The sequence below is a fragment of the Komagataeibacter diospyri genome (genome assembly GCF_043995075.1).
Lineage (GTDB): Bacteria > Pseudomonadota > Alphaproteobacteria > Acetobacterales > Acetobacteraceae > Komagataeibacter > Komagataeibacter diospyri.
This window is the reverse complement of the sequence record NZ_CP171836.1, coordinates 570,411-594,860: the sequence shown is the minus strand read 5'-3', so window position 1 is coordinate 594,860 and position 24,450 is coordinate 570,411. Positions and strand designations below refer to the sequence as shown.

The 24,450-nt window shown below is 59.7% G+C and carries 30 protein-coding genes; 20 read left to right on the top strand and 10 right to left on the bottom strand.

Annotated elements, in window-relative coordinates; genetic code table 11:
* Positions 1–13: 13 nt before the first annotated feature.
* The 3 genes from ACE2AA_RS02735 to ACE2AA_RS02725 all read right to left on the bottom strand — a co-directional run bounded on the left by ACE2AA_RS02735 (position 14) and on the right by ACE2AA_RS02725 (position 2,163).
* On the bottom strand, positions 14–1,084 hold the full coding sequence (locus ACE2AA_RS02735) for an NAD(P)-dependent alcohol dehydrogenase (protein ID WP_141259764.1): 1,071 nt from the start codon (positions 1,082–1,084) through the stop codon (positions 14–16).
* A 148-nt stretch (positions 1,085–1,232) separates the two neighbouring features.
* Positions 1,233–1,982, bottom strand: coding sequence for a hypothetical protein (locus ACE2AA_RS02730; RefSeq protein WP_395371028.1), 750 nt, complete (start codon positions 1,980–1,982; stop codon positions 1,233–1,235).
* 1 nt (position 1,983) lies between these two features.
* The gene (locus ACE2AA_RS02725) at positions 1,984–2,163 is read right to left on the bottom strand and encodes a hypothetical protein (RefSeq protein WP_395371026.1); all 180 of its coding nucleotides are present in this window, start codon (positions 2,161–2,163) and stop codon (positions 1,984–1,986) included.
* A gap of 258 nt (positions 2,164–2,421) precedes the next feature.
* Here ACE2AA_RS02725 and tmpT point away from each other — a divergent pair, with 258 nt between their 5' ends.
* Together tmpT and ACE2AA_RS02715 are read left to right on the top strand one after the other, a co-directional pair.
* A complete protein-coding gene (tmpT, locus tag ACE2AA_RS02720) occupies positions 2,422–3,090 on the top strand; it encodes a thiopurine S-methyltransferase (RefSeq protein ID WP_141298950.1) in 669 nt (222 codons plus the stop codon).
* A 232-nt stretch (positions 3,091–3,322) separates the two neighbouring features.
* Positions 3,323–3,481, top strand: coding sequence for a hypothetical protein (locus ACE2AA_RS02715; RefSeq protein ID WP_227000534.1), 159 nt, complete (start codon positions 3,323–3,325; stop codon positions 3,479–3,481).
* Positions 3,482–3,495: 14 nt separating this feature from the next.
* On the opposite strand, the gene ACE2AA_RS02710 is transcribed toward ACE2AA_RS02715, so the two are convergent.
* Complete coding sequence (locus tag ACE2AA_RS02710) at positions 3,496–4,281, bottom strand: alpha/beta fold hydrolase (protein ID WP_395372095.1); 786 nt, start codon at positions 4,279–4,281, stop codon at positions 3,496–3,498.
* Between the two features lie 292 nt (positions 4,282–4,573).
* Here ACE2AA_RS02710 and ACE2AA_RS02705 point away from each other — a divergent pair, with 292 nt between their 5' ends.
* The gene (locus tag ACE2AA_RS02705; RefSeq protein ID WP_395371024.1) at positions 4,574–6,670 is read left to right on the top strand and encodes an acyltransferase family protein; all 2,097 of its coding nucleotides are present in this window, start codon (positions 4,574–4,576) and stop codon (positions 6,668–6,670) included.
* Between the two features lie 36 nt (positions 6,671–6,706).
* Here ACE2AA_RS02705 and ACE2AA_RS02700 read toward each other — a convergent pair whose 3' ends face one another.
* The 3 genes from ACE2AA_RS02700 to ACE2AA_RS02690 all read right to left on the bottom strand — a co-directional run bounded on the left by ACE2AA_RS02700 (position 6,707) and on the right by ACE2AA_RS02690 (position 9,326).
* A complete protein-coding gene (locus ACE2AA_RS02700) occupies positions 6,707–6,916 on the bottom strand; it encodes a DUF2945 domain-containing protein (protein ID WP_141259760.1) in 210 nt (69 codons plus the stop codon).
* A gap of 64 nt (positions 6,917–6,980) precedes the next feature.
* Complete coding sequence (locus ACE2AA_RS02695; protein WP_141259759.1) at positions 6,981–8,177, bottom strand: MFS transporter; 1,197 nt, start codon at positions 8,175–8,177, stop codon at positions 6,981–6,983.
* Between the two features lie 426 nt (positions 8,178–8,603).
* Positions 8,604–9,326, bottom strand: a complete 723-nt coding sequence (locus ACE2AA_RS02690) for an aspartyl/asparaginyl beta-hydroxylase domain-containing protein (protein ID WP_141259869.1) — start codon at positions 9,324–9,326, stop codon at positions 8,604–8,606.
* 319 nt (positions 9,327–9,645) lie between these two features.
* On the opposite strand from ACE2AA_RS02690, the gene ACE2AA_RS02685 reads away from it, so the two are divergent.
* From ACE2AA_RS02685 to wrbA, 6 genes are all read left to right on the top strand, one after another.
* Positions 9,646–10,686, top strand: a complete 1,041-nt coding sequence (locus ACE2AA_RS02685; RefSeq protein WP_395371021.1) for a Dyp-type peroxidase — start codon at positions 9,646–9,648, stop codon at positions 10,684–10,686.
* A gap of 1 nt (position 10,687) precedes the next feature.
* The gene (locus tag ACE2AA_RS02680) at positions 10,688–11,494 is read left to right on the top strand and encodes a family 1 encapsulin nanocompartment shell protein (RefSeq protein ID WP_141259757.1); all 807 of its coding nucleotides are present in this window, start codon (positions 10,688–10,690) and stop codon (positions 11,492–11,494) included.
* Between the two features lie 256 nt (positions 11,495–11,750).
* Complete coding sequence (locus tag ACE2AA_RS02675) at positions 11,751–11,954, top strand: molybdopterin-binding protein (RefSeq protein ID WP_141259756.1); 204 nt, start codon at positions 11,751–11,753, stop codon at positions 11,952–11,954.
* A gap of 166 nt (positions 11,955–12,120) precedes the next feature.
* Positions 12,121–12,441, top strand: coding sequence for a hypothetical protein (locus ACE2AA_RS02670; RefSeq protein ID WP_141259755.1), 321 nt, complete (start codon positions 12,121–12,123; stop codon positions 12,439–12,441).
* Between the two features lie 90 nt (positions 12,442–12,531).
* Positions 12,532–13,218 carry a phosphoribosyltransferase gene (locus ACE2AA_RS02665; RefSeq protein ID WP_141259754.1) on the top strand — a complete coding sequence of 229 codons (687 nt, stop codon included), beginning with the start codon at positions 12,532–12,534 and terminating at the stop codon, positions 13,216–13,218.
* Between the two features lie 138 nt (positions 13,219–13,356).
* On the top strand, positions 13,357–13,956 hold the full coding sequence (gene wrbA / locus ACE2AA_RS02660) for an NAD(P)H:quinone oxidoreductase (RefSeq protein ID WP_395372092.1): 600 nt from the start codon (positions 13,357–13,359) through the stop codon (positions 13,954–13,956).
* Between the two features lie 48 nt (positions 13,957–14,004).
* Here the strand turns inward: wrbA and ACE2AA_RS02655 are convergent, their stop codons facing one another.
* A complete protein-coding gene (locus ACE2AA_RS02655) occupies positions 14,005–14,922 on the bottom strand; it encodes a LysR family transcriptional regulator (RefSeq protein ID WP_141259867.1) in 918 nt (305 codons plus the stop codon).
* A 187-nt stretch (positions 14,923–15,109) separates the two neighbouring features.
* On the opposite strand from ACE2AA_RS02655, the gene ACE2AA_RS02650 reads away from it, so the two are divergent.
* The 5 genes from ACE2AA_RS02650 to ACE2AA_RS02630 all read left to right on the top strand — a co-directional run bounded on the left by ACE2AA_RS02650 (position 15,110) and on the right by ACE2AA_RS02630 (position 18,257).
* Positions 15,110–15,811 carry a pirin family protein gene (locus ACE2AA_RS02650; protein ID WP_141298941.1) on the top strand — a complete coding sequence of 234 codons (702 nt, stop codon included), beginning with the start codon at positions 15,110–15,112 and terminating at the stop codon, positions 15,809–15,811.
* Positions 15,812–16,135: 324 nt separating this feature from the next.
* A complete protein-coding gene (locus ACE2AA_RS02645) occupies positions 16,136–16,468 on the top strand; it encodes a hypothetical protein (protein WP_227000531.1) in 333 nt (110 codons plus the stop codon).
* Positions 16,468–16,611: a hypothetical protein gene (locus ACE2AA_RS02640; protein WP_154675771.1), complete on the top strand. Its 144-nt coding sequence runs from the start codon at positions 16,468–16,470 to the stop codon at positions 16,609–16,611. The genes ACE2AA_RS02645 and ACE2AA_RS02640 overlap by 1 nt, the downstream gene beginning before the upstream one ends.
* Before the next feature lie 20 nt (positions 16,612–16,631).
* Positions 16,632–16,772 (top strand): hypothetical protein, encoded by a 141-nt coding sequence (locus tag ACE2AA_RS02635; RefSeq protein ID WP_395371017.1) that lies wholly within the window; start codon positions 16,632–16,634, stop codon positions 16,770–16,772.
* A 27-nt stretch (positions 16,773–16,799) separates the two neighbouring features.
* Complete coding sequence (locus tag ACE2AA_RS02630; RefSeq protein WP_395372090.1) at positions 16,800–18,257, top strand: phosphomannomutase; 1,458 nt, start codon at positions 16,800–16,802, stop codon at positions 18,255–18,257.
* Here the strand turns inward: ACE2AA_RS02630 and ACE2AA_RS02625 are convergent.
* Positions 18,232–18,714, bottom strand: coding sequence for a hypothetical protein (locus tag ACE2AA_RS02625; protein ID WP_395371015.1), 483 nt, complete (start codon positions 18,712–18,714; stop codon positions 18,232–18,234). The genes ACE2AA_RS02630 and ACE2AA_RS02625 overlap by 26 nt on opposite strands.
* Between ACE2AA_RS02625 and ACE2AA_RS02620 the strand changes: the two genes are divergently transcribed.
* The 3 genes from ACE2AA_RS02620 (at position 18,703) to ACE2AA_RS02610 (ending at position 20,745) form a co-directional block, all read left to right on the top strand.
* Positions 18,703–19,731, top strand: coding sequence for an MYG1 family protein (locus ACE2AA_RS02620; protein ID WP_141259751.1), 1,029 nt, complete (start codon positions 18,703–18,705; stop codon positions 19,729–19,731). The genes ACE2AA_RS02625 and ACE2AA_RS02620 overlap by 12 nt on opposite strands.
* A 375-nt stretch (positions 19,732–20,106) precedes the next feature.
* Entirely contained in the window at positions 20,107–20,241 is a 135-nt protein-coding gene (locus ACE2AA_RS02615; RefSeq protein ID WP_264371833.1) for a hypothetical protein, read from the top strand.
* 171 nt (positions 20,242–20,412) lie between these two features.
* Positions 20,413–20,745, top strand: a complete 333-nt coding sequence (locus ACE2AA_RS02610) for a hypothetical protein (protein WP_395371014.1) — start codon at positions 20,413–20,415, stop codon at positions 20,743–20,745.
* A gap of 62 nt (positions 20,746–20,807) precedes the next feature.
* Here ACE2AA_RS02610 and ACE2AA_RS02605 read toward each other — a convergent pair whose 3' ends face one another.
* On the bottom strand, positions 20,808–21,287 hold the full coding sequence (locus tag ACE2AA_RS02605; protein ID WP_141259749.1) for a GAF domain-containing protein: 480 nt from the start codon (positions 21,285–21,287) through the stop codon (positions 20,808–20,810).
* Between the two features lie 264 nt (positions 21,288–21,551).
* Between ACE2AA_RS02605 and ACE2AA_RS02600 the strand changes: the two genes are divergently transcribed.
* From ACE2AA_RS02600 to ACE2AA_RS02590, 3 genes are all read left to right on the top strand, one after another.
* Positions 21,552–21,953 (top strand): hypothetical protein, encoded by a 402-nt coding sequence (locus ACE2AA_RS02600; RefSeq protein WP_395371013.1) that lies wholly within the window; start codon positions 21,552–21,554, stop codon positions 21,951–21,953.
* Positions 21,954–22,019: 66 nt separating this feature from the next.
* Complete coding sequence (locus ACE2AA_RS02595; RefSeq protein WP_395371012.1) at positions 22,020–22,880, top strand: glucose 1-dehydrogenase; 861 nt, start codon at positions 22,020–22,022, stop codon at positions 22,878–22,880.
* A complete protein-coding gene (locus ACE2AA_RS02590; RefSeq protein WP_395371010.1) occupies positions 22,873–24,192 on the top strand; it encodes an AGE family epimerase/isomerase in 1,320 nt (439 codons plus the stop codon). The genes ACE2AA_RS02595 and ACE2AA_RS02590 overlap by 8 nt, the downstream gene beginning before the upstream one ends.
* The last annotated feature ends 258 nt before the right edge of the window (positions 24,193–24,450 follow it).

The window sequence follows — 24,450 nt, the reverse complement described above, 5'->3', positions numbered from 1 at the left end:
GCCACGCAGGCGATCAGGTGCCGGTTGTCCCTGACATCGTGATTTCCGGCATCGTGATCTGCAGCTTTACATCCGCAGGACAGGCCGATGCCGCACGTTCAAACGCGACAACACCCCTTTTGAATGCAAATGTTTCCGAAATAAGGGGTTTCAGATCCACCTTGCCCGACGCGATCAGGGCAATGGCGCGTTCGTACACATTGGCGTAGCGGAAAACCGTTTCCATGCGGATTTCCTTTGCCTGCGCCGCCACCATGTCAAAGGGCACCTTTTCCACCGGCATTCCCACGAACACGACCGTCCCACCCGGACGCACACAGGACAGGACATCGTCATACGCACCGGCAAAGCCGCTGGCCTCGAACACCACATCCGCACCCCAATCGGCACCAACATGGCGGGAGATGACGTCACGCGGGTTTTCGTCACTGACATTGATTGGTTCGAGCCCGTCATAACGACCGGCGATCTCCAGTTTCGGTGCGGCCAGATCGGATATGAAGACCACCCCTGCCCCGGATGCCAGCGCGGCCAGTGCCGTCATCAATCCAATCGGTCCGCACCCGGTCACCAGGCAGGTGTCACCGGGTCTGATCGCAGCCTTGACGGCGGCCTGCACGCCAATGGCGAAGGGTTCGACCATGGCCCCTTCACCAAAGGACACGTTATCGGGCAGACGATAGGTAAAGGCGGCCGGATGGACCACTTCTGGCGTCAGGCAGCCATGAACCGGCGGTGTCGCCCAGAAGGTCACGGCGGGATCGACATTATAGATCCCCATGCGGGACGCGCGCGATATGGGGTCGGGAATGCCCGGCTCCATGCATACGCGATCACCGATTTTCAGGTTCCTGACACATGATCCGATTTCAGTGACCGTGCCTGCGGCTTCATGTCCCAGGACCATCGGATCGTTGACAATAAAGGGACCAATGCGCCCATGCGTGTAGTAATGGACATCGCTGCCACAGATCCCGACTGTATGGATTCTGATGCGCACGTCATCAGGCCCCAGTTCCTGCGGCAGGTCGATATTACGGATGGAAAGAACGCCTTGGCGTTCAAGAACCAGAGCTTCCGCCATTTATTTCCTGACGCCCTTTGGGCGCCCCTTCTTTTTGTTTTGGCGAAATCATATGAAAAGATCAGGAGGCATCGCGTCTAGCCCGTCTTTTGCCGGAAAATGATACTTTTTTGACATCCGCGCATTTCCGCCCGAAAATGGCTGCCCCCTATGGCCCCGATATGACAGTATAGTCCGCAGACTTATATGCCCGGTCATGAAACGCCATAATGATATCATTCATGATACGGTCCGCCGTCATGAGCCGGTAATGGATCGGGTCCCAGAACATATCACGATCATTGACGATCGGGCCGGAAATATCAAAATCGATCACCAGCGTATTGGGCATGTTTCCGGCAACCGACGCTACATAACGGTGGCAGGCGCTGAACATGCTGTCATACATCGACCCCTGCGGATTATGCCGGATGGCCTGTACCGGGGGAAACCAGATGACACGCAGCGTGGTATCCGGCACCGCATGCAGGACAAGGGGCAGGTACGTCTGCATGGCGGGGGCAGCAGCCACGGGACCCGGTGGAGGCCGCATGTGGTCAGGCCCCCAGTGGACAAACAGCCTGTCCGCACGTGCGCGGGTATAGCTGGCATCCGACCCTACGAAACTGGTATAGCCATCTTCCCCGTAATGTTCATGGTGCAGCCCTGTCTGCACCATGAATTCATTGGCGGCTTCCTGCAGGGCATACAGGTTGGCCATATGCAGGTAACCCATCCATGGTGATCCCTGATAGATCCAGTCAGGCCATGGCTCCTCGTTCAGGGGCACCTGTTGGGGACCATACAGGCACCATGCGCGGTCAATATCGACCATCAATACCTTCGGATCGGGATGATGGCGCGTAAATTCCCGCAACAGGCGGTACTGCTCATGGGGCTGCGCATTATTCATCGCCATATTAAAGGAAATGCGCCCCGAACGGAGCATCCATTACCGCAGGCTGTATCAGGCGGCCCGTGGATGTCCCCAGCATGACGGAATCAAACCGTGACCTGCGCGCCAGCATGGGCATGGTAAAGCGCGCGTTGCTTGTTACCGGCAGGCGATGCAGTGGCAGCGACAGGGTAGCCCGTCCCACGGATCGACCAGTACCACGAACAGATAGAGACACCCGCCCACAGCCCCGATCGTGGCCAGACATACCAGACAGAACTGATACCAGATATTCCTGTTGTGTATCTGCACCGATCCATCTGTTCCGAACGCCTGGATGACAGTGTGTGGAAACCATAATTCCCCCACCCGTGCAACCCGGCACGGGTGATGGAGCCCGCCTTTCGCACCGAGGAAGATAGCGGTATTGTGGACATGAAGCGGATTGAAGGCATACGACGCAATGGATGAAACCTTCTGGCATGGCAAATGGCAGCGCAATGAAATCGGCTTTCACGAGCCATGGCCCAATGCACTGCTGACTGATAATTTCATGGCCCTGCGTCTGCCTGTCGGCGCGCGGGTCTTTGTGCCATTATGCGGGAAAAGCCGCGACATTCACTGGCTGCTTGAATATGGGTATCAGGTTGCAGGCATCGAATTGAGTCCTATTGCCGTAACCCAGCTTTTTTTCGAACTGGGGCTTGCACCCCGCATTTCACCGGCCGGCCCACTGTTACGTTACGAAGCGGGGTCTCTGTGTGTTTTCACAGGCAACGTCTTCAGCCTGACGCGGACGGAACTGGGCCATGTTGACGCTGTCTATGACCGTGCGGCGCTTATCGCCCTGCCCGCGCCCACCCGCGTGGCCTATGCCCGGCATCTCATCACCATTACCGAGGCGGCACCTGAACTGGTGATCAGCATGGAATATGACCAGTCGCGCAAGGCAGGACCACCATTTTCGGTCGATGAAAATGCGCTGCGACAGTATTATGGCGATACATTTACGCTGGACCGCGTGGCGCACAGAACCATACCGGGCGGTCTGAAGGGAAGCTGTCCCGCAACGGAAAGCGTATGGGTCATGAAACCGCGCTACGGGGCAGAAGCATTGATAAGAAATGGATAAAAGTCTTTGCGTGCGGCCTTTTTTTCAAAAAAGCGGCATTTCCTGAAGCTTTTTGAAAAACAGCTTCACCAAAAACACCTTTGAATTCCCACGGATGTTTCATGGGCAGGCTTCAGAAATGCCTTTCGGATCCCGCCCCCACGCCATGACGTCAACCAGCGGGCCATATGACGTGCCCCGGACAAACTTCCCTGCCGCACGGACGTTCAGACCGCACCCGCAGGAGGTTGCGATGCGCCACATCATCAGGTTTTCCGCCATCCTCATCACCCTGTCTGCCACAGGCTGCTACGGCCCCGAACGTCACCATCCCTACCGTGACGAAGGCACAGCGGCGGATTATCGCAACCCCAACCAGCACTGGAGCCGTGGCCCCCACACCGATCACTGAACCGGTTGCGCCATTCAGGCAACGCGCAGGAAATGTTCCAGCGCGGTCAAAAACGCCTGCGGCGCCTGTGCATGCACCCAATGCCCGGCATCAGGTATGGTTTCCAGCCGGTAATGTGGAAACAGCCGACGCATGGCGGGATAGTTATCGGGCTGGATATAGTGTGAGCGTCCACCCGCTACAAACAGGGTTGGCCCGTCATAATGGATACCGGGCTGAAGATCGGGCCACCCGATGATGACGGGCATTGATGCCACTATTTCCCGCAGCCCGATATTCCAGCGCGGCCTTTCCCCCAGATCGAGATTCATCAGCATAAGGTCTCGTACGGATTTTTCAGGGATCACCTGCCGCAGCCAGGCATCCGCCCCCGCGCGATCAAGAAAATCCGGCAACGGAAGGTCAGCCAGTTTGCGGGCCAGTTCATGGGACTGGGAAAAACCACCCTCGCCCGGTGCAATATCCACCACCATCAGTGAATGCACCTCGGCCGGAAAGCTGAGCGCCAGCATCATCGCGGTCTTCCCCCCCATCGAATGACCCACCACGGTGGCGGGCAGTGCGTTATGGGCCGCCAGTGTTTCGCATACATCAGCGGCAAGGGTCGGGTAGTCCATCGGACCATGCGGGCTTGCGCCATGATTGCGCAGGTCCAGCGCCAGCGTGCGGCGGGTTGCTGCGATACGGCGCTGGAAAAAACCGAAATTGCGTGCCCGCCCGAACAACCCGTGCAGGAAGACAACGGGCGGCTGGGACAGGTCGTCGTTTTCAGGGCCGAGTTCTATGGTATTGAGCAGCATGGCAGCGTGGGCTCCGGTTCTTTTCATGAAATATCCGGGGTATATTAGGGGGATCGGGCCATCCCTGCCTTTCATAATTCTGTGGGGTAGAAACCATGCATGCACCGACAGTGCCTGCTACCTTGCGCAGCCCCCTGATGCAGGCCGAACACAATGGTTTCTATTTATAAATAAATTTATATACCGGGTGGAACCGGCATCAACCTTTTCATTTTATTAATGTTAACAAATTGTGTGGGATCGCAAGATCACCCCAATCTGTTTTCACGCAGCTTCCTATAGGGTGATCCCCATGAGCCTGAATTTGCACGCCAATTACCGGCGCGATATTGATGGCCTTCGCGCAATCGCGGTAACGGCCGTCGTGCTTTTTCATGCCAGCGTCTATCCTGTACAGTCAGGATTTGTTGGCGTGGATATTTTCTTTGTTATTTCCGGTTTCCTGATCGGTGGCATCGTTTACAGGGATATCGGGCGGGGGACTTTCAGCTTTACCGGGTTTTACGCCCGGCGTGCCCGGCGTATCCTGCCGGCACTCATGGCCGTCATCGCCTCTGTCATGCTGGTGGGACTGCTGCTTTCCAGCCCGGCGGAATTACGACAGACCAGTATGGGGGCCATAAGCGCGTTACTTGGATGGCCCAACATACTGTTCTGGAAACAGATCAGTTATTTTTCCCCCGATGCCCATCTCAACCCGTTTCTCATGACATGGTCGCTGGGGGTTGAGGAACAGTTTTACCTGTTTTTCCCGCTTCTTCTACTTATGATCGGCCGGTTGCGGCATCTCGTTGTACTGTGCGTTATCGGGGCGCTGTGCCTTGGATCGCTGTGCATGGCGCAGTTCGGGCTGGGCCGGTGGCCTGCCGCAGTATTCTATCTGCTGCCCACACGGGCGTGGGAAATGGGCATGGGCACGTTCCTTGCCGTAGCGAAATCGAACTATACTTTATCCTTTCCCCGCCCCGTCAATCATTTAATTGGTTGGACGGGGCTTTTTCTTATCGGGCTATCCATATTCATTTTTGATGAACATACGCCCTTTCCTGGTCTGGCCGCACTCCTGCCGGTTGGGGGCACGCTGGCGCTGCTGCTGTCGGATGGCAGTTTCGTCAACCGCGCCATCCTGTCCACGCCGCCATTCATATGGATCGGACGCATATCGTATTCGTGGTATCTGTGGCATTGGCCGCTTATGGCGTTCATCTGGCTGTGTTCGGCACGCGCACCGTCCCCACTGTTGCTTGCGGGCGCGGGCATTGTGTCACTGGTGCCGGCCGCACTGTCATGGCGCTATATCGAACAGCCATTCCGTCGGGGTGGTGGAAGCAACCCTGTCGTCGTACTACGGTACGCAGGCAGCCTTGCGCTGGGTGTCAGCATGCTGGCCGCAGTCTATGTATCCAATGGTCTGCCCCGGCGTTTTGACCCGGCCCTGGTTATTGCGGAACAGGTTCTGGCGCAGGGACGGGGTGAACCCTGCCTGGCCAATTACGGGATATCCAACCTGAACATGTCGCCACGCTGCGTACACGATACGGGACGCCCCCGCGTCGCCCTGCTGGGAGACAGTCATGCATCCGCACTTGCCGCATCCCTGTCCCATATGGCTGATCAGGCAGGATTTGATTTCGTGCAGTTCACGAAATCCTCCTGCCCGCCTCTGCTGGGGACCACGCGGCTTATGCCTGCCCATCCCGGCCATGCCATGCAGTGCGCACAGTATAACGAACAGGCCTTCGCCGCCATCATGCACGACCCACGTGTCCAGACGGTCGTGCTGGCGGGTTACTGGGCCGCGCCCTTTGCCGCTGACGCCGGGCGGGATGCCTATACCGACCCACATGACATGATGGACCATGGCGTGCCCGCCAGCCTTGCGCGGCTGGACATTGCGTTACGCAATACAACGCAGGTACTGGTCAATGCGCACAAGCATGTTGTCGTACTGGGGGATGTGCCCCAGTTCCGCTTCGATCCCGCCAAGGAAGCAGTGACCGCGTTCATGCCCATGCGCCAGAGGGCCGAACGCGCGCTGGACCCGTCATTCCAGACAGTAAGGGAAATCGCACCTGTGGAACTTCTTACCCTGCCCACCCAACCTGTCCCGGTTCTGGTACACAATGCAGCGACCGACAGGCAAGACATTATTTATTTTTCACTGGCTGATGGGTTGTGTTCATCCGCAGGATGCAAATTCCGCGACGGGGACAACCCGTTCTACGTTGATCCGCAACACCTGTCGCGCGCGGGGGCCGACTTCCTGCTGGCGCGGCTTGATGGACTGCTACCTGTCATGGGCGAGGGCATGGCACGGATTGCGGCGCAGCCCCCCATCCCCACGACACCGCTGCCCGTATCCGCAGCGACACAGGTCGCCATTCACTGAAAAAAGTTTCTGGTGAAGCTATTTTCAAACAGTCGCTTACGTTTCACGGGTCAGGGTGGACGGTTTGTGAAAGGCTACATGCCCAGTGCGGATACAGCGGATTTCATATTGCGGTTCATCCACCGTGGCGTGATGGGTATAGCCACTGACCTGAAATGGCACGGTATGCACGCCAATGACCGTGCCATGGGTGCGTCCCCCTTCATAGGGCCATGAGACTGTGTCTCCAACGTGAAATACCGTCATGTCTGCATCCCTTTATTTCGTATCCGTCCAACATTACCCAAACCGGCCCCTATGCGCGTCGGGGCTATCCTTCCTCATCAGCAGGAATCAATGCACGGGGGAAAGCCGCGGGATTGAAAAAGGCCAGCACGATCCCCAGCAGCACCATGCAGCAGGATAGCGGGACCAGGACGGCAAACCCGCCATGGGACAGGACCTGTCCCCCTGCGGCGGAGCCCAGCAGGATACCCGCGTTACATGCGGCATTGATCGCAGCCCCCGCAACATCAGGGCGTGTCGCACGCGCCCGGATTGCGCCCGACATGACAAAAGGCACGATGGCGGCATAGCCGATACACCACAGACCAACAGCCGCAACCGCCATCCAGCCGGACAGGATGTGCCCGTACATAAGCCCCATGCCCACCAGCATGGCCAGCCCACTGCCCAGCAAGCCGGCTGCGGGCCTGCTGTCAACCACCTGCCCTGCCCCCCACAGGCCAAGGATGCTGAAGCCACCCGTCAGCAGCAGCGCAATACTGAGCGTTCCCACCGACAGCCCATGTGCCAGTAATAAAGGCGTAATATATGTGTACAGCAGGTGATGGGAAAAAAAGAACACTGCATCAACCATTACAACAACAAGGAATATGCGCATTGCACGCCTGCCCCCGATAGTGGGCAGCCCTTCCCTTACCTGCACCGGCGACGTGACCGGCGGCAGGAAAAACGCAATGCACACCGTCAGGATCACCGCCAGAACGGTCATGACGCCCATGGCCACGCGCCACCCTGCCAGATGCCCGATCGCTGCCGCCCCCGGCACCCCCAGGATCATGCCCAGCGACGTCCCGCCATAGACGAATGAAATGGCCCGTCCCGTCATGTTCTGCGGTACCAGGCGCGCGGCATAGGCCGCTGCAATGGACATGAGCAGCGCATGTGCCACCCCCCCGACCAGACGCCCCGCGCACAGGATAAGGAAGGTCGGCGCCACCGTCACCGCAAGGTTGGACACGACATAGCCCAGCAGGGACAGCAGCACGAGCCGCTTGCGGTCGATATGCGCTGTCATGATCGTAAGCGGCACGGCACCCAGCATGACCATCAGCGCAAAGGCGCTGACGGACAACCCTGCCTGCCCTTCGGGAATGTGGAAGTCGCGCGCCATTTCAATCAGGATACCCACGGGGGCGACTTCACTGGTCAGGGCGGTAAATGTACAGGCAAACAGGGCGCACAGCCCGATCACGGCGCCCGTGGAAAGTGTCTTGAACAGCATGCTCACCTGCTTTGGATTGCGCCATATGTTATGACGTCGATTTTTCGGTGCCTTTTTGCACTTTCCGCATCCCCATGGAATAGGCGTATTTCACGTTTTGCCCTTTCGATGGAACAAAATTATCAAAGGGAAATCGCTGCGGGAAAAACCGGCCCGAAAACCCGTCGGGCGCCAGATGAAAAATACTGTTTTTTCAGTTTGCCGGACCATAAGACCCACGACATCCGGTATGCGCTGATTGCCGCGCTGTCATGGCGCACGCCAGGTTCAGACCCGTCGTGTTATACAAGTGCCGTATGTTGCGATCCCATGCCATTTCCGCCCCTGCAGCCATCTTCGTGGCGGCGCGGGACATTCTGCGCATGTCCCGGCATGTTTTGGCCCCGCAGGCATGAACCACGGGGCAGCAATGGGGGCTGTTACAGGTTATGACTGACGTTGATCCAGATTTTTACGAATGTCCTGGACAAAACGTGAGTACCGAACACCCCGAAAGAAAACATCCATCAGCAGGCGTGCAGGCCAGCGGCAGGGCCGCCTGACCTGAATCAGCAGGACGTAGCGGGTGTCGGTCGTGTTGTTCCACACTTCATGGTTGTAAGTATCGTCAAACAGGATCGATCTGCCTTCGGTCCATGGACAGACATGCAACCTGTCGCCTTCCTCGAACTGGATCCAGCAGTTTTCACGATCGGCAGGAACATGCAGCGCCAGATGATAGGTCAGCATGCCCTTGGTCATGCCACGGTGACGGGGAATATGGCAGCCCGCTTCCAGGACGGAAAAGCTGGCGGTGCACAAATTGGGGATCCGGTCGATCAGCGCCGCGGCAGTCGGCACATGCGCCCGGTTTTCCTGCCGTCTGTAGCCATATCCTTCGAGAAAGAAGGAATGCCAGCGGCGGTCAGCAGCAATACGCCCGTGATCGGGCGATATGTCCCCGAGGGAAGGAATATCGGTCGCCGCAATCTGCAGCGCCTCGTCACGAATTCTTTCCCAGTTCTGTTCCAGGTCATGCACCCACTGCATGATATGGGGATCAAAAAGAGCCTGATCCGGCAGAAGGGAGAACCGCATGATGAAAGTATCCACCCAGTCACGCAGGTTCTTGGTCAAATGATAAATGGTCTTCTTTTTCACCACATGCATTTCCCTGAAGTTGGGCTGAGGCGCGGAAATATATTTCAGCCAGTCATGCATGAACATCCTTTCTCCCCCTTTCGCCGGCATGGCAGCTTTTCGCGCTGCAGGTTGCAATATTCCCGCACGGTTGCGGGAAACCATGTGCCAACGTCCGGACGGGGTTCAGGGATGCATCCGGATCATGCCACAGCGGAACACAGGGAGAAATCATCGTGGCGGCCCTTTTGCTGGCGGCGCGAAGTGTATAAAATCACTCATCATCCGCAGACCTACGCCGCGCCGGGCCTGCCACATGTTCTTCATGGCGCCATGCAGGGAGTAAGGCGTGCCTTCAGCTACACCACAGCCGGTTGACACCACATTGACCAGTGCCGCGATTTTCCTGATCTTCACGCTGGATCCTGGCGATGGAGATGATGGCGCCGTGGTTCGTGACCTGTATGGCGACCTGTCATCACTGGTGCGTGGGGTGGGTTTCCGCATTCCCGACGGACGACTGTCCTGTATCGCAGGGATCGGATCGGATGCCTGGGAACGCGTATTCGGGGAACCAAAACCGAAGGAACTCCACTCTTTCCGCGCCATCCACGGGGTGCATGAAGCACCCTCCACTCCCGGTGACCTGATGTTCCACATCCGTGCGACGCGCATGGACCTGTGTTTTGAACTGGCGGCCGCCATCACTGCCCGGCTGGAAGGCGTTGCGCGGGTAGTGGATGAAGTCCACGGGTTCAAGTATTTCGATGCCCGCGACCTGCTGGGCTTTGTCGATGGCACGGAAAACCCGGTCAATCAGGCCGCGACCGATGCCACCGTGATTGGTGATGAAGACCCCGATTTTACAGGCGGCAGTTATGTCATCATCCAGAAATACCTGCATGACCTGAAAAAATGGGACGCCATTCCCGTCGAACAGCAGGAAAAGATCATTGGCCGCAAAAAACTGTCCGACATTGAACTGCCCGAAGCCGCCAAGCCCAGCTATGCCCACAATGTCCTGACCAATATCGAGGAAAATGGCGAGCAGCTGCAGATCGTGCGCGACAACATGCCCTTTGGCGAAGTGGGCAAGGGTGAATTCGGAACCTACTTCATAGGATACGCAAAAACCCCAACCCGTGTGGAGCGGATGCTGGACAACATGTTCATTGGCAACCCGCCGGGCAATTACGACCGCCTGCTGGATGTCAGCCGCGCGGTAACGGGCGTGCTGTTTTTTATTCCCGCTGCCGATTTCCTTGACGCCGCCCCCACATATGGCGAAGCGGCCGCCGCATCTGTGGACAGCACTGAAGACGCACCGGCCGGACCATCCCCCGCCGCCAGCGGTTCACTTGGTATCGGGTCACTGAAGGAAGAAGTCTGACATGAACAATCTGCACCGCAACCTAGCCCCCATTTCCGACGCCGCATGGGCGGATATCGAACAGGAAGCATCCCGCACGCTGCGCCGCTACCTTGCCGGCCGGCGCGTCGTGGACGTGCCCGAAGCCCGTGGCGTCGGCTTTGCCGCCGTCGATACCGGGCACACCGCCCGTATCAACAGCCCGGCAGACGGGGTGCAGGCACTACAGCGCAAGGTCCTGCCGCTGGTGGAACTCCGTGTCCCCTTCTCGCTCAGCCGCGATGCGATTGACGATGTGGAACGCGGGGCGCTGGATTCCGACTGGCAGCCGCTGAAGGACGCGGCAAAGAAAATCGCCTATGCCGAGGACCGCGCGATATTTGACGGCTATGCCGCAGCCGGAATCCGGGGGATCGGGCAGGACACGTCCAACGGCCAGTTCTCGCTGCCCGCATCCGCCCGCGACTATCCCGCCATTATTGCCGATGGCCTGAATGAACTGCGTATTTCAGGCGTAAACGGCCCCTATTCGATTGTGCTTGGCGCCCGGGCGTTCGCTGCCGTCAGCGGTGGGAACGAGGAAGGCTACCCTGTCCTGCGCCACCTGGAACGGATGATCGAGGGCAAGATCATCTGCGCCCCGGCCATTGAAGGCGCCTATATCCTGTCCACCCGTGGCGGTGATTTTGAACTGGATATCGGGCAGGATGTCTCCATCGGTTACAGCAGCCATTCCGCCACGGCAGTGGAACTGTACCTGCAGGAAAGCTTCACCTTCCGCGTGCTGACAACCGAAGCCTCGGTCGTGATAAAGCATGCGGCTGCATAACAACCGTCCATAATCCGGACGGCACGCGGCTTCTCAAACCAGGGGAGTTACTGCAGGTGATGGCCCATGCAGCGACACGGGTCACAACCGCAGGGATGGGAACAGGCACCTTATCAAGGTCTCACTGCAATCCGGCAGGAACGACCGGCAGTGGCAGGCATTCCTCCCGGTTGATCGCGCAACAGGGCATGGTTTGATTTGCTGCCCGTTTCGTGATTACAGCCAGCATGACGCAACCGGAAAAGAAAGACAGACAATGAAAATCAGCGCACGTAACCAGATCGCAGGCAAGATCACGTCCATCACCAAGGGCGCGACCACTTCCCATGTCAGCATCGATATTGGCGGCACCATCATCACGGCCTCGATCACCAATGAAGCGGTTGCCGACCTGAATCTGAAGGTTGGTGAACATGCAACTGCCATCATCAAGGCGTCCGATGTCATGGTGGGCGTTTAAGGGGCACGGCCCCACGCGCCGTCTGTCCATATGGACGGGCGGCATTCCCCTTTTTCCAACATGAACAATCCCTAACCTGCGGGATACAAAAAGACAGGATCCAGACACAGGCTGGCCACGTTGGGCGCATAACATGCGATCAACCAACCTTTAAGGTAATGCCCCTGTGACCCTGAAAATCGCATTTTCCAGTATACTCGCCCTGCTGGTGATTGGCATCTGTGTTCCGGTGCAGGCCCGGTCTTACCGTATCCACGTCCCCACAGCCAGCCATCACGTGCAGGAAGTCAACACGGAAATGGGCTACATACGCGGCCATGCCGCCGTGCTGTCCCCTGACAGCAGTGCATATCGCAACATGGATGCCAAATGCGCCGGCCGTGGACTGAATAACGTCACCACGCAAAGTGTGACGATCGGCGTCAGCAGGTCCTCGCGCCGTAATTTCTACACGCAGTGCATGATCGAAAGTGGCGCGTGGCGATAACGCGCGGAGGGACTGGCGCACCGAAATCCGTCCGGATATCGTAACGTGTAGACAGGCTGTCGTCCTGACAGCCCCAACCGGAAGATATTCGTGCAGATACCACCCTATCACGCCCAATGGCACCCACATTCCGTAACAGAAGAGCGGACGTGCAATGACACCACCTATCCCGTGCGGCTGGTGGACGGATCGACACTGATCCTGCCGCTGCGCCCGCTACCCGGTGGGGAAAAGGCCATTGCGCTGCTTATGTCCAACCAGACGGGATTTGCCGTCGAAGGTGCCCTGGTCCGCCTGCTGACCGACATGGTGCGGGAACTGGCGCCGGAGGTGATCGTGGGCGTGCCGACCATGGGGCTGGCCTATGCCCGGCCCGTGGCGGAAAACCTTGGGTTCAGTGACTATGTCGCGCTGGGGCATTCGCGCAAATTCTGGTATGATGATGCGCTGTCGCAATGCCTGACATCGTCCACCAGCCCCGATCGGGCCAAGCACCTGTATCTTGATCCCGCCCTTGTCGAACGGGTGCGCGGCAGGCGTGTCGTGGTCATGGATGACGTGCTGAACACCGGCCGGACCGCGGCCGCAGCCATCCAGCTCATGCAGAAGGTAGAGGCACAGGTTATCGGCATCACGGCAGTCCTGACCGAAGGCTGGGCGTGGCAGGCCGAACTGGAACGCTCAGGCCCCGATATGCCGGGACTGGTGCATGCCCTTGGCCATATCCCCATGTTTGGCCGGACCGATGGCGGCTGGCGACCACTTGCGGACACCTGATCCCGCCTGCGCACGTGCGGTACGTAAAGACAGGAAACGGAGCGTTTCCGATTTTGGCGTATTCAGCCCTGCTGCGGGACGTATTGTCAGGAAGGTTCCTGCGGGAAACAGTCCATGACACAGCAAGGGATTACGAAATTGTCCAAGGTTCTCGTACTGTATTATTCCACCTACGGTCATATTGAGACCATGGCCCACGCCGTGGCGGAAGGGGTTCGCGCGGCGGGGCTGGAAGCGGACGTGAAACGTGTACCCGAACTGGTGCCCGAAGACGTGGCGAAAGCCCATCATTTCAAGACCGAACAGGCTGCTCCCCTCGCCACCACGGCGGAATTGCCCGAATATGATGCAGTCATTGTCGGCGCACCGACACGTTTCGGACGGCTGCCGTCACAGATGGCCAATTTCTGGGACCAGACGGGCGGCCTGTGGCTGAAGGGTGCGCTGGTTGGCAAGGTGGGCGCGGTCTTTACCTCTACCGCGTCACAGCATGGCGGACAGGAAACCACCCTGTATTCGCTCATGTCCAACCTGCTGCACCACGGCATGGTCATCACCGGCCTGCCCTACACGTTTCAGGGTCAGCTGAAGGTGGATGAAGTGACCGGTGGCGCGCCCTATGGCGCAACCACGATTGCTGCTGGTGACGGGTCGCGTCTGCCCAGCGCCACTGAACTGGATGGCGCGCGCTTCCTGGGCCAGCACGTGGCGGGACTGGCCAAAAAACTGGCCTCCTGACCCATCTGGCACGCCCGGCCTGTCGCCGGGCGTGCCCTATCCCATCCGTCAGCCTGCCTTCGCCCATGGCGGGTGACCGAACGCACCCACCAGATAATCAATGAAAGCCGTAACCCGCATGGGCCGCAGGGTGCTGGCGGGGGTGACCAGGTACAGGGCCACTGGCGGAGCCTCCCATTGGGGCAGAAGCCGTGTAAATTTGCCTGATTTCAGCCCGTCCCACACCATGAATTCCGGAAACAGCCCGAAACCCAGACCAGCTTCAAGCGCAGGCAGGAAAGTTTCGGCATTATCCGCGCGCAGCCGGGCGGTCTGGCACAGGACGAATTCCCGCCCGTTCCCCTCATGCCGCAGGCGGATCATGCCAGGAGCGGAAGTATTGGTGTAAACGAAGCTCCTGTGCCCTTCCAGCGCACGAGGGTCATCAGGATGGCCGATCCGCTCCACATATCCCGGGGTTGCCACAAGCAGCAGCCGCACCGTACACAGCCGCCGCGCCAGCAGGGCCGAATCCGCCAGCGACGCAATCCGCAGCGCCATGTCGTATCCACCCGCGACAAGATCCACGATGGCATCACTATAATCGATGGTGATGTCTATTTCAGGATGGCGCACAAGGAAATCCGGCAACAGCGGGGCAAGATGCCGGACCCCGAACACCATTGGGGCCGCGACCCGGATCAGGCCCGATGGCGTCAGGGTCCCCCCACGGGCTTCCATTTCCGCGGCTTCGGCTTCCGCCAGTATCCGGCTGGCATGCCCCAGCAGCATCCGCCCCGTCTCGGTCAGCGACATCTGGCGTGAATTGCGATTGAACAGGGCAACACCCAGCGACTGTTCCAGCCGGCCTATGGCCTTGGACACGGTGGGTTTGGACAGTTGCACGTCCTCCGCCGCGCGCGCAAACGAACCGCGTTCCGCCACCTTTGCAAAAATGGCCCATGCCTCAAAATCCGGCAGCCGCATTGCACAATCCCACGCAATGATTCCCATTGCATGTTTCCATAACTTATCGACCCCGGCGTGTCTCCCTCCCTGCCATCCCTTATGATCAATAAATGGAAACAATACCTTTCTTCCATTTCCATATACGCAATACCGGCCAGACGCTAACGTGACCCCATAGTCAACGCAGCCAACTGGAGAAAAACCGATGATTGAAGTTCGCCCCTTTGGCCAGCTGGGCCACGCCGACCATGGCTGGCTGGATGCACGCCACCATTTCTCGTTCGCACATTACCACGACCCCGACCGCATGAACTGGGGCGCGCTGCGGGTATGGAATGATGACATGATCGCGCCCGGCACCGGTTTTGGCACCCATCCGCACCGGGATATGGAAATCATCACCTATATCCGCGAAGGCGCGATTACCCATACCGACAGCCTTGGCAATACCGGACGGACAGACGCGGGTGATGTGCAGGTCATGTCGGCGGGCACCGGCATCCGCCATGCCGAACACAACCGCGAGGACGTGGCCACCCGCCTGTTCCAGATCTGGATCATGCCCGACCGTGCAGGCCATGTGCCATCATGGGGCACGCGATCTTTTCCCAAGGGGGACCGGGCGGGACGTTTCGTGGTCCTTGCCTCGGGCCGGGGGAAAGATGACGACGCCCTGCCGATCAATGCCGATGCCCGCGTACTGGGGGCGACGCTGAAGAAGGGACAGGTTGCCGATTACCCGCTGGGCACGGACCGGCTTGGCTATCTGGTGCCCGCGCGCGGTAGTGTGGAAATCGAGGGCACGATAGTGCATGAACGTGACGGCGCCGCCATTTCCGATACCGAAACGCTGCGTGTCCGCGCACTGGAGGATAGCGAAATCGTGGTGGTCGATACTGCCCCGTAACCGGATGTGAAGGGGACGCGCGCAATCCGGCCAGTCGCCACTGACAGATTTTGATACAGATGGCGGTTCCGGGCTGGCGCGTTCCCGTCATTACCCCGACTGAAGCCCGGTAATGCGGCGCAGAAGGCGAGGAAGCCATGATTTTTCATGAAGCGATGATACACCCTGCCCGCTCAGGGTGCCCTTATTCCCATGACAGGACCTGATGCATGCGTCACAGCCATGCAGTTTCCGGCTACCTGACAATGTGACGGTATGTAACACAATCTCTCCGTTTATGGAGAGAACGTAAAGAAAAGATTTTTTGTCCTGTCGGGTCTTGCATTGCTGGCCGGGTGCGCATCCAGCCCGAAGAACGTCAAGGCGACTTATGTTCCGGATACCGCCTATGCCAGCATGGACTGCCAGCAGCTCGGCCAGGAAGAGCTGAAGGAAGGCGATACGCTGGAAACCCTGACCAACAAGCAGCGCCGGGCGCACAAGACCGATACGTGGGGTGTGCTGGCGCTGGGCGTGCCGCTGTCTGAAATGACCGGATCAGACGTGGCGGGGGTTCTGGCGCGTGAAAAGGGCAAGATGGAAGCCATCCAGCGCATGCAGATCGCAAAATCATGCCCGGGTGCCGGTGTGGCGGTCGTGCCGGCAACACTGGATTGATGCCCGGCCTCCGTGTCATGCGCTGTGCCATGGGGCGTGGCCGTCCCCTTCGCGCCGCGTGGGACCGGGGCTTTTTCCAGCCGCATTTTCATGATTCACTGGACGACATGATCCTGATGGAACGTGGCGACAAAACGGCATGACATGTCCGGACCAGCGGCACATGACGGGCGAAAACCAGCCTGTCGCCATGGCAATCCTGCGGGTGGGCACGATCATGTGTCTCAACCCCGTCGCGTCGCATGTGTTCAGGCCGGACAGGCCATCAGGTGAACATTCACCCCGAACCACACCACAGTCGTGAGAGAAACACATGAAAATAGCCCAGTGGATGAAGCAGTCCGGTGTCGCCTTCGGTACCAGCGGCGCACGTGGCCTTGTGACCGCCATGACGGATTCCGTCTGCTTTGCCTATACGGTGGGCTATCTCAAACATCTGGCCAGTCTGGGTGAATTCCTGCCCGGCACGCAGGTCGCGGTGGCAGGCGACCTGCGCCCCAGCACGCCGCGCATCCTGCGCGCCTGTGTCGCGGCCATCACGTATATGGGGGGCGTGCCGGTTTTCTGCGGGTACGTGCCAACACCCGCGCTGTGCCTGCATGCATTCACGCTGGGTATCCCGTCACTTATGGTGACGGGCAGCCATATCCCGGCTGATCGCAATGGTATCAAGTTCAACCGCGCGCGTGGTGAATTCCTCAAGACCGATGAAGCCACTATGCGCCAACAGGATGTGACCCTGCCCGATGGCTGGTTTGACACGGACGGGGCGCTGGCGCGTGACATCACGCTACCGGTTATCACGGATGTCGTGCCGGGCTTTGTTGCCCGTTACCAGGATTTTTTTGGCCCTGATGCCCTGTCCGGCCTGAAACTGGGCATTTACCAGCATTCCGCCGTGGGGCGTGACGTGATGGTGGAAATTGTCGAGGCACTGGGCGGCACCGCCGTCCCGCTGGGCCGTAAGGATGACTTCATTCCCGTCGATACCGAAGCCGTGCGCCCCGAAGATGCGGCCCTGGCACGCGAATGGGCCAGCGATGGCACGCTGGACGCCATCCTGACCACCGATGGCGATTCCGACCGTCCGCTGCTGGCGGACCGACATGGTAACTGGCTACGGGGGGACGTGCTGGGAATTATTGCCGCGCGCTTCCTGGGCGCGGCCGCCGTGACCACACCGGTCAGCAGCAACACCGCACTGGAACAGGCTGGTTTCGTCCGTGACATACGGCGCACCCGCATCGGCTCCCCCTTTGTCGTCGCGGCCATGACCGAGGCGGCCGAGGCCGGGCTGCTGCCCTCCGTCGGGTATGAAGCCAATGGCGGTTTCCTGCTGGCCAGTGACGTGACCCAGGGCGCGCGCACCCTTGGCGCACTGCCCACGCGGGATTCCATGCTGCCCATGATCTGCGCCCTTGTCGCGGCACGGCAGCAGGGTGTGGATCTGGCCGGGCTTGTGGCCACCCTGCCCCCGCGCTTCACGCTCAGCGACCGGCTGGTGGAAATGCCGACTGCGCAGAGTCAGGCGCGGATTACCGCCTTGCGGGCGGACCCGGCCAAAGGGGTCGCAGCACTGGGACTGCTGGATGCCTGCGGCGGGCTTGCGCATGTTGATGAAACCGATGGCCTGCGCATGACCTTTGAAAATGGGGAAATCGTTCACCTGCGTCCATCAGGCAACGCGCCGGAACTGCGGGTGTATGTGGAAAGCGACAGCCCTGCGCGCACGACGGACCTGCTGAAAATTGGCATGGATGCCGTCAGCACATGGCGTGATACGCCATAGCCTGCAGCGGATCACATCCATCCCGAACAGCAAGGATCGTCCCCTTCAAACCTTCCCCCTGTGCCCGCGTTGCAGGCGTAGCAACAGGGGGCCTGTCATGCGCCATATTCCTTGGATATTCATGGCCTGCGCCATCATCATCTGCCTTGCGGGATGCCATGACCGACATCGGGATCATCCGCTCTACTGGCATGAAAACCAGCAGCATGGAGAACATCACCCGCATGACGGTCGTGGCGCATATTAAGACAGTGCCGTCCTGAACAATCCGGCAATCATTAAGAAATTTTCTGGTGCCGCCAATGGCATGACATATGCCTGTCTTCCGGCTTTCGCCCGTCTCCTTCTTCCCGTAATGCGGTGATGAAGTCTGTTGTCTTGGGCTGGCCTTTGCGGCATGAGGGGGCATATCAGAATTCCATTCTTGTCTGTCAGCAGGTTTTCCATGTCCGAACATACCCCCATTGGTCTTGATAACGCGGCCGCCCCCGTCCGGGCGCTGACCCATTCGGGGAATTTCCACGTTGATGAGACGCTGGGCTATGTCATCCTTCACTACGCCCTTGCACCGGGGGGGGACCTGCGCGCACGTATTCTGGGGGACGGGCCTGCCGACCGGCTGGAATTCATCCGTTCACGCTCGCCCGAACAGATCGCGGCGTCCCATATCGTGTTTGACGTGGGTGGCCAGTATGCCCCGGCAAAGGGTCGTTACGACCATCACATGAAGGACAAGCCCCTGCGTGATGACGGAACGCCCTACAGTGCCGCGGGCCTGCTGTGGAAGGATTACGGGATTGCCGCCATCCGCAATATTGTACAGACACAGGTGGATGAAGCGGACATCGCCGCCATATGGCAGGCCATCGACAAATCGCTGGTCCTGCCAATTGACGAAGATGACAATGGCGTCGTGAAAATGGGCAAGCTGTCGCTGGCCGATATCGTGTCGTCGTGCCGCCCGGCATGGGACACCATTGAACTGTATGGACCCGAAGAAGCAAAACGGCGCGAGACGCTGGGCTTCGCCAATGCTGCGACGACCGTCGCCTCCCATCTGGTCAATGTGGTGGACCGCGTGCGCGCCAGCCTGAAGGCGGCAGCCCGGGTCATGACCGCCTATGAAGCCGCCGAGGACAAACGCATCCTGCTGATGGATACGGGCATGCCGACCGAAAAGGTCATTTTCGAAAACGACCTGCCCGTCGTCTATGTCGTCTCGCCCGCGGCCCCGGACCGCTGGAACGTCAAGGCAGTGCCACCCGTACGCGGCGATTTCGGGCAGCGTGTCTCCCTGCCTGAAGCCTGGCGCGGACTGGATGGGGAAACACTGGCCAAAGTATCGGGCGTGCCTGACGCGGTATTCGCCCATCCCGCCCGCTTCATCTGTGGCGCGGGCAGCCGGGAAGGGGCGCTGCAGATGGCGCGCCTGGCGCTGAAGATCAATGATGAACTGGAGCAGGCCGGCGACTGACCCGCCCCTCCAGCCCTTTGTTATCCATCCCCTGTCAGGCAGGCGCACCGGATGCGACGCGGCCTGACGGGCATGATGTCACAAACGTGATGGATAATCGGGCTGCCTCCCCGCTTGGGAGCATGACTGGCCCTTCTCTGTCGGCCCCTGCCTGCCTACATCGGCTGCATCGGGTGATTTTTCGTCGCCCGGACTGGAGGTCACCATGGATCGGGGAACCCGTTACCGCTCCAATCCCGATGTCATTGACATGATTGGCATTGGCATGGTCCTGCTCACGCTCGCACTATGGCTGTCGTTTATCTTCATATGATGGTTCAGTCCGCGTCCGGATCGGGACGCAAGCTGGCCTGAATGCTTCTGCCGGAGGCTACAATGTGGATACACCTGCGCCGCCAGCGCCTTGCTGGCGCACCACGGACCGGACGTCTTGAAAGCTGGGATATTGCGGGACCGGCACTGATCGCCGCCGCATTCGCCCTTTCAACGGCGCTGATATTCCTGTTCTGAAAACATCACCCCACACAACGAAAGCCCGGCACAGTGCTGCCGGGCTTTTTTCATGTCCACACCCATCCCGTCGCCACGGGGCGTGCGCAGGGCATACCTCCCCTGATTGGCGACTGTGGCACGGGTGCGTTAAGCTCATGCACCCTATATCCGGGAAAGGAAGATCATATCATGGACACCAGGACCATTGCTGAAGCCTACTTCACGCTGGGCACCCGGATCGAGGAAAGCCAGGCCCGCGTCAGTGATGCGGCTGAAGCCCTGATCCCCCTTGTCAAACGCGGCGATGCAGATGCGGTCAGCGCACTGGACAACCTGCGCAAGGCGGCTGTTTCCATGCAGGCCGAACGGCTGTGGGCGGAATATCTGTGGCAGCTTGCATCTGGCAAGACCCCGGTTCCGCCCGCCGATCCCGCCGCGACATCCGACAGGCCCCAGCCGCACACATTCCTTGACAGCCTGCTGGGTGAACTGACCGATTATATCAGGTATGGAAATTCCTGATCCCTTTCCGCCTGACCCGGTCATGGGCCGGGCGGAAGCGTTCACATGCGGATACGGTTTTTCTATACAGCCGTGGCCGAGATGGCCTGTACCAGCAGGTCCACGATTTTTTCCAGCATGATCCGGTCGGCATCGGAAAAACGGTCGCGCACCGGACTGTCGATATCCAGCACGCCCAGCAACCGGTCGCCCGCAATGACCGGCACCACGATTTCGGAAGCCGAGGCGGCGTCACAGGCGATATGACCGGGAAAGGCGTGCACGTCGGGTACGACAAGGCTCCGCCGTTCCCGCGCCACTGTCCCGCATACGCCCCTGCCATAGGCAATGCGGGTGCAGGCCATCCGCCCCTGAAACGGCCCCAGCACAAGCTGGTTTTCTTTCCAGATATAAAATCCTGCCCAGTTGAGGTCGGGCAGTGCCTCGAAAATCATGGCTGCGATATTGGCCATGTCCGCGATCATGTCCGGTTCCGTCGCCACGACGGATGCCACGGCGGACATCAGTTCGTCTGCACGCAGGCGCTGCGGGGGTGCCGACATCGTTTTTTTTCCTTCCTGCACGACATTGGGCAACGGACCATGATGTCCGCTCCCCTGCCCTGAAACATAATCCATATCCGCCCGGCCATACAGACAGTAAACCACCACGCGGCGCCGGCAGCTTCCGGCTTCCTGTCCCACCTGATGCAACCTGTCGCCGTGAAGCGGGTTTAATACGCAACACATGATGGCCGCAAAAAGACTGCCCTAACGCACCATTCCGCGCTGCCACGTCATTTCACGTCCCGCCAGCAGGATGCAACAATGTCGTACCGCCCAATGATAACCCTGTCCGCCATGACAATCAGCGTCGTGTTCGGAGGAGGCATGCTTCCCGTCATGGCGCGCGATATGGTCATGCCAACGACCGGCAAACCAGAGGCCATGATCGACGTGGCACCGGGCGCGCGACTGGCTGGTTACCTCAATTTCTGCATTCAAAATGGCCTGGCTGGGCATGCCGACGCCACGCCGCTCATGAATACGCTGATCCGTAATACCGGCGCGGTCCCGCCCGATGAACACGGCAACATGGATTATGCCTATGGCACGGCGGGTATCCTGCAACCCGGTGCCGGCAACGTGCCCCGCATGACCGACCTTGATATCCCGGCGCGACGCGATGCGTGTACGCATGCCGTGAAAAAGGCGGCCATGGGGGCGTGACGGAGGGTTTCCCCGTCAACATGCCCTTATGGGCACACCCTGCAAACCACATGACGGAGTTCGCGCATGTCCCACAGCATTCCCGCACAGAGCCAGCCCCACCAGCCCGGCATCGAGCGCCTGCTTGATCCGCCAGCGGAACATATCCGCGCTGATTATCGGGGCAGCGGCAAGCTGGAGGGACGCAGGGCGCTGGTCAGCGGTGGTGACAGTGGCATAGGGCGCGCCGCCGCCGTGCATTTCGCACGTGAAGGGGCCGATGTCGCCATCGTGTACCTGGAAGAAGACGAGGATGCCAACGAAACGGTGCGCCTGATCGAAGCCGAAGGGGCGCGCGCGCTGGCCATACGCGGCGATATATCATGCAGCCAGGTATGCGATGACGCGGTGGCGCGTACGGTACAGGCCTTTGGCGGGCTTGATGTCGTGGTCAATAACGCCTCCGTCCAATACGTCAGCAGTGACCTGACCGATATTACGGATGAAACATGGCAGCGTCACATGGACGTGAACATCAATGGCTATTTTTACCTGACCCGCGCGGCATTGCCGCATCTGGAACGCGACAGCGCGATCATCAATACGTCCTCGGTCAATGCGTTTGCGGGCAATGCCTCACTGGTCGCCTATACCACGACCAAGGGGGCGGAAATGGGCTTTACCCGGGCACTTGCATTGCAGCTTGCGCCCAAGGGCATACGGGTCAACGCGGTTGCCCCCGGCCCGGTCTGGACTCCCCTGCAACCTGCAAGCTGGGGGCCTGTGGACCCGCAGGCGGTCGCCAACCTTGGCAAGGACACCCCCATGGGTCGCATTGGCCAGCCCAGTGAGCTTGGTCCGGCCTATGTTTACCTTGCGGCGCGGGATTCATCATACATGACCGGGCAGACACTGCACGTGAACGGGGGCATGATCATCAATGGGTGAAGCCCTGCCCTCACTCATGGTGCCGGCGTCGTCATGGTTGCGCCTTTCGCCCCACCGACGCTGGCTGGACACGCAGGGACAGCGACTGCTGGATTTTTCCAGAGCTGCCCGCGTGCCCTGCGGGTTTGCAGCCCTGGACGATCGGGGCGAGCTGCCGCCCGATTCCACGGCCGACACCACGCTGGGCGCGCGGATGACCCATGTTTATGCCGTGGCGACGGGACGCGGGCTGCCCGGCTGCGGACCGCTTGCGGCCCATGGGGTCAACTGCCTGCTGGGGCCATTGGCGGACCATGAAAATGGCGGCTGGTTTCCTGCTCCTCCCGCCGATGGCCACCCGTCCGACGCCGGGCGTAAGCAGGCGTACCTGCATGCTTTTGTCGTGCTGGCCGCCTCATCCGCCACGGTTGCGGGGATTGCGGGCGCGCGCAGGCTGCTGGATAAGGCGCTTGCGGTATGGGAACGGTATTTCTGGAGCGAGAAAGAAGGCGTTTTCCGCGAAAGTTTCGCCGCCGACTGGTCGGATGAGGAAGATTACCGGGGTGCCAACGCCAACATGCATTCGCTTGAAGCCTGCATGGCGGCTGCCGATGTAACCGGCAACCCCGTCTGGCGCAACCGGGGCCTGCGCGTGGCCGAACGCTTCATCCATACACTGGCGCGCGATGCGGGCTACAGCCTGCCCGAACACTACGACCGCAACTGGCGGCGGCTGGATGATTACAACCGCGACCGGCCCGCTGACCCGCTACGTCCCTATGGCATGACGCCGGGCCATTTCACGGAATGGGCGCATCTGCTGCTGAAGCTGGAGGCGGCATTGCTGCGCGCCGATGGCCGCGCGCCCGCATGGCTGCTGGAAGACGCCACCGAGATGTTCCATAACGGCATGACAGCGGGATGGGCCCGCGATGGGGCGCCGGGGCTGGTTTACACGATCGACTGGAACCATGATCCCGTGGTCCATAACCGCCCCCACTGGTGCCAGGCGGAAGCCATGACAGCGGCGGCCGCCCTGCTTAAACGCACGGGCCACCGGCAGTATGAACAGTGGTACCGCACGTTGTGGGATTATATCGACACCTTCATGATCGACCGCAGGCATGGCGGGTGGATACAGGAACTGGACCGCGACAACCGGCCATCCGCCGTGGTGTATGAAGGCAAGGCCGACCTGTACCATGCATGGCAGGCGACCATGACCCCGCTCCTGCCGCTTGCCCCCAGCTTCGCCACCGCTGTCGCCCTGCTGGAAAATCACGGTACGGCACGTGACACGCCTGAATTTCCGGACTTTTTCCGCACATCCTGAAAGCAATGAAAGTTTCCGGGTGCCGCCTTTTTTCAAGAAGGCGGCGTTCTTTGAAGCTTTTTGAAAAAAGCTTCACCAAAAACTTCCTGTAATCCGCGGCCTGAACCTGTCTGCGCACGAAAAAGCCAGACCCACATTGCATGATCCACACTCCGCCGCCGATTTCAGTCAGGGCGATCAACCGGAAGCGGTCATGGACATATCGCGGTCTTCATGGATGCATGTCCCCTTTCTGCCCGTCATGAAACAGGTCATCAT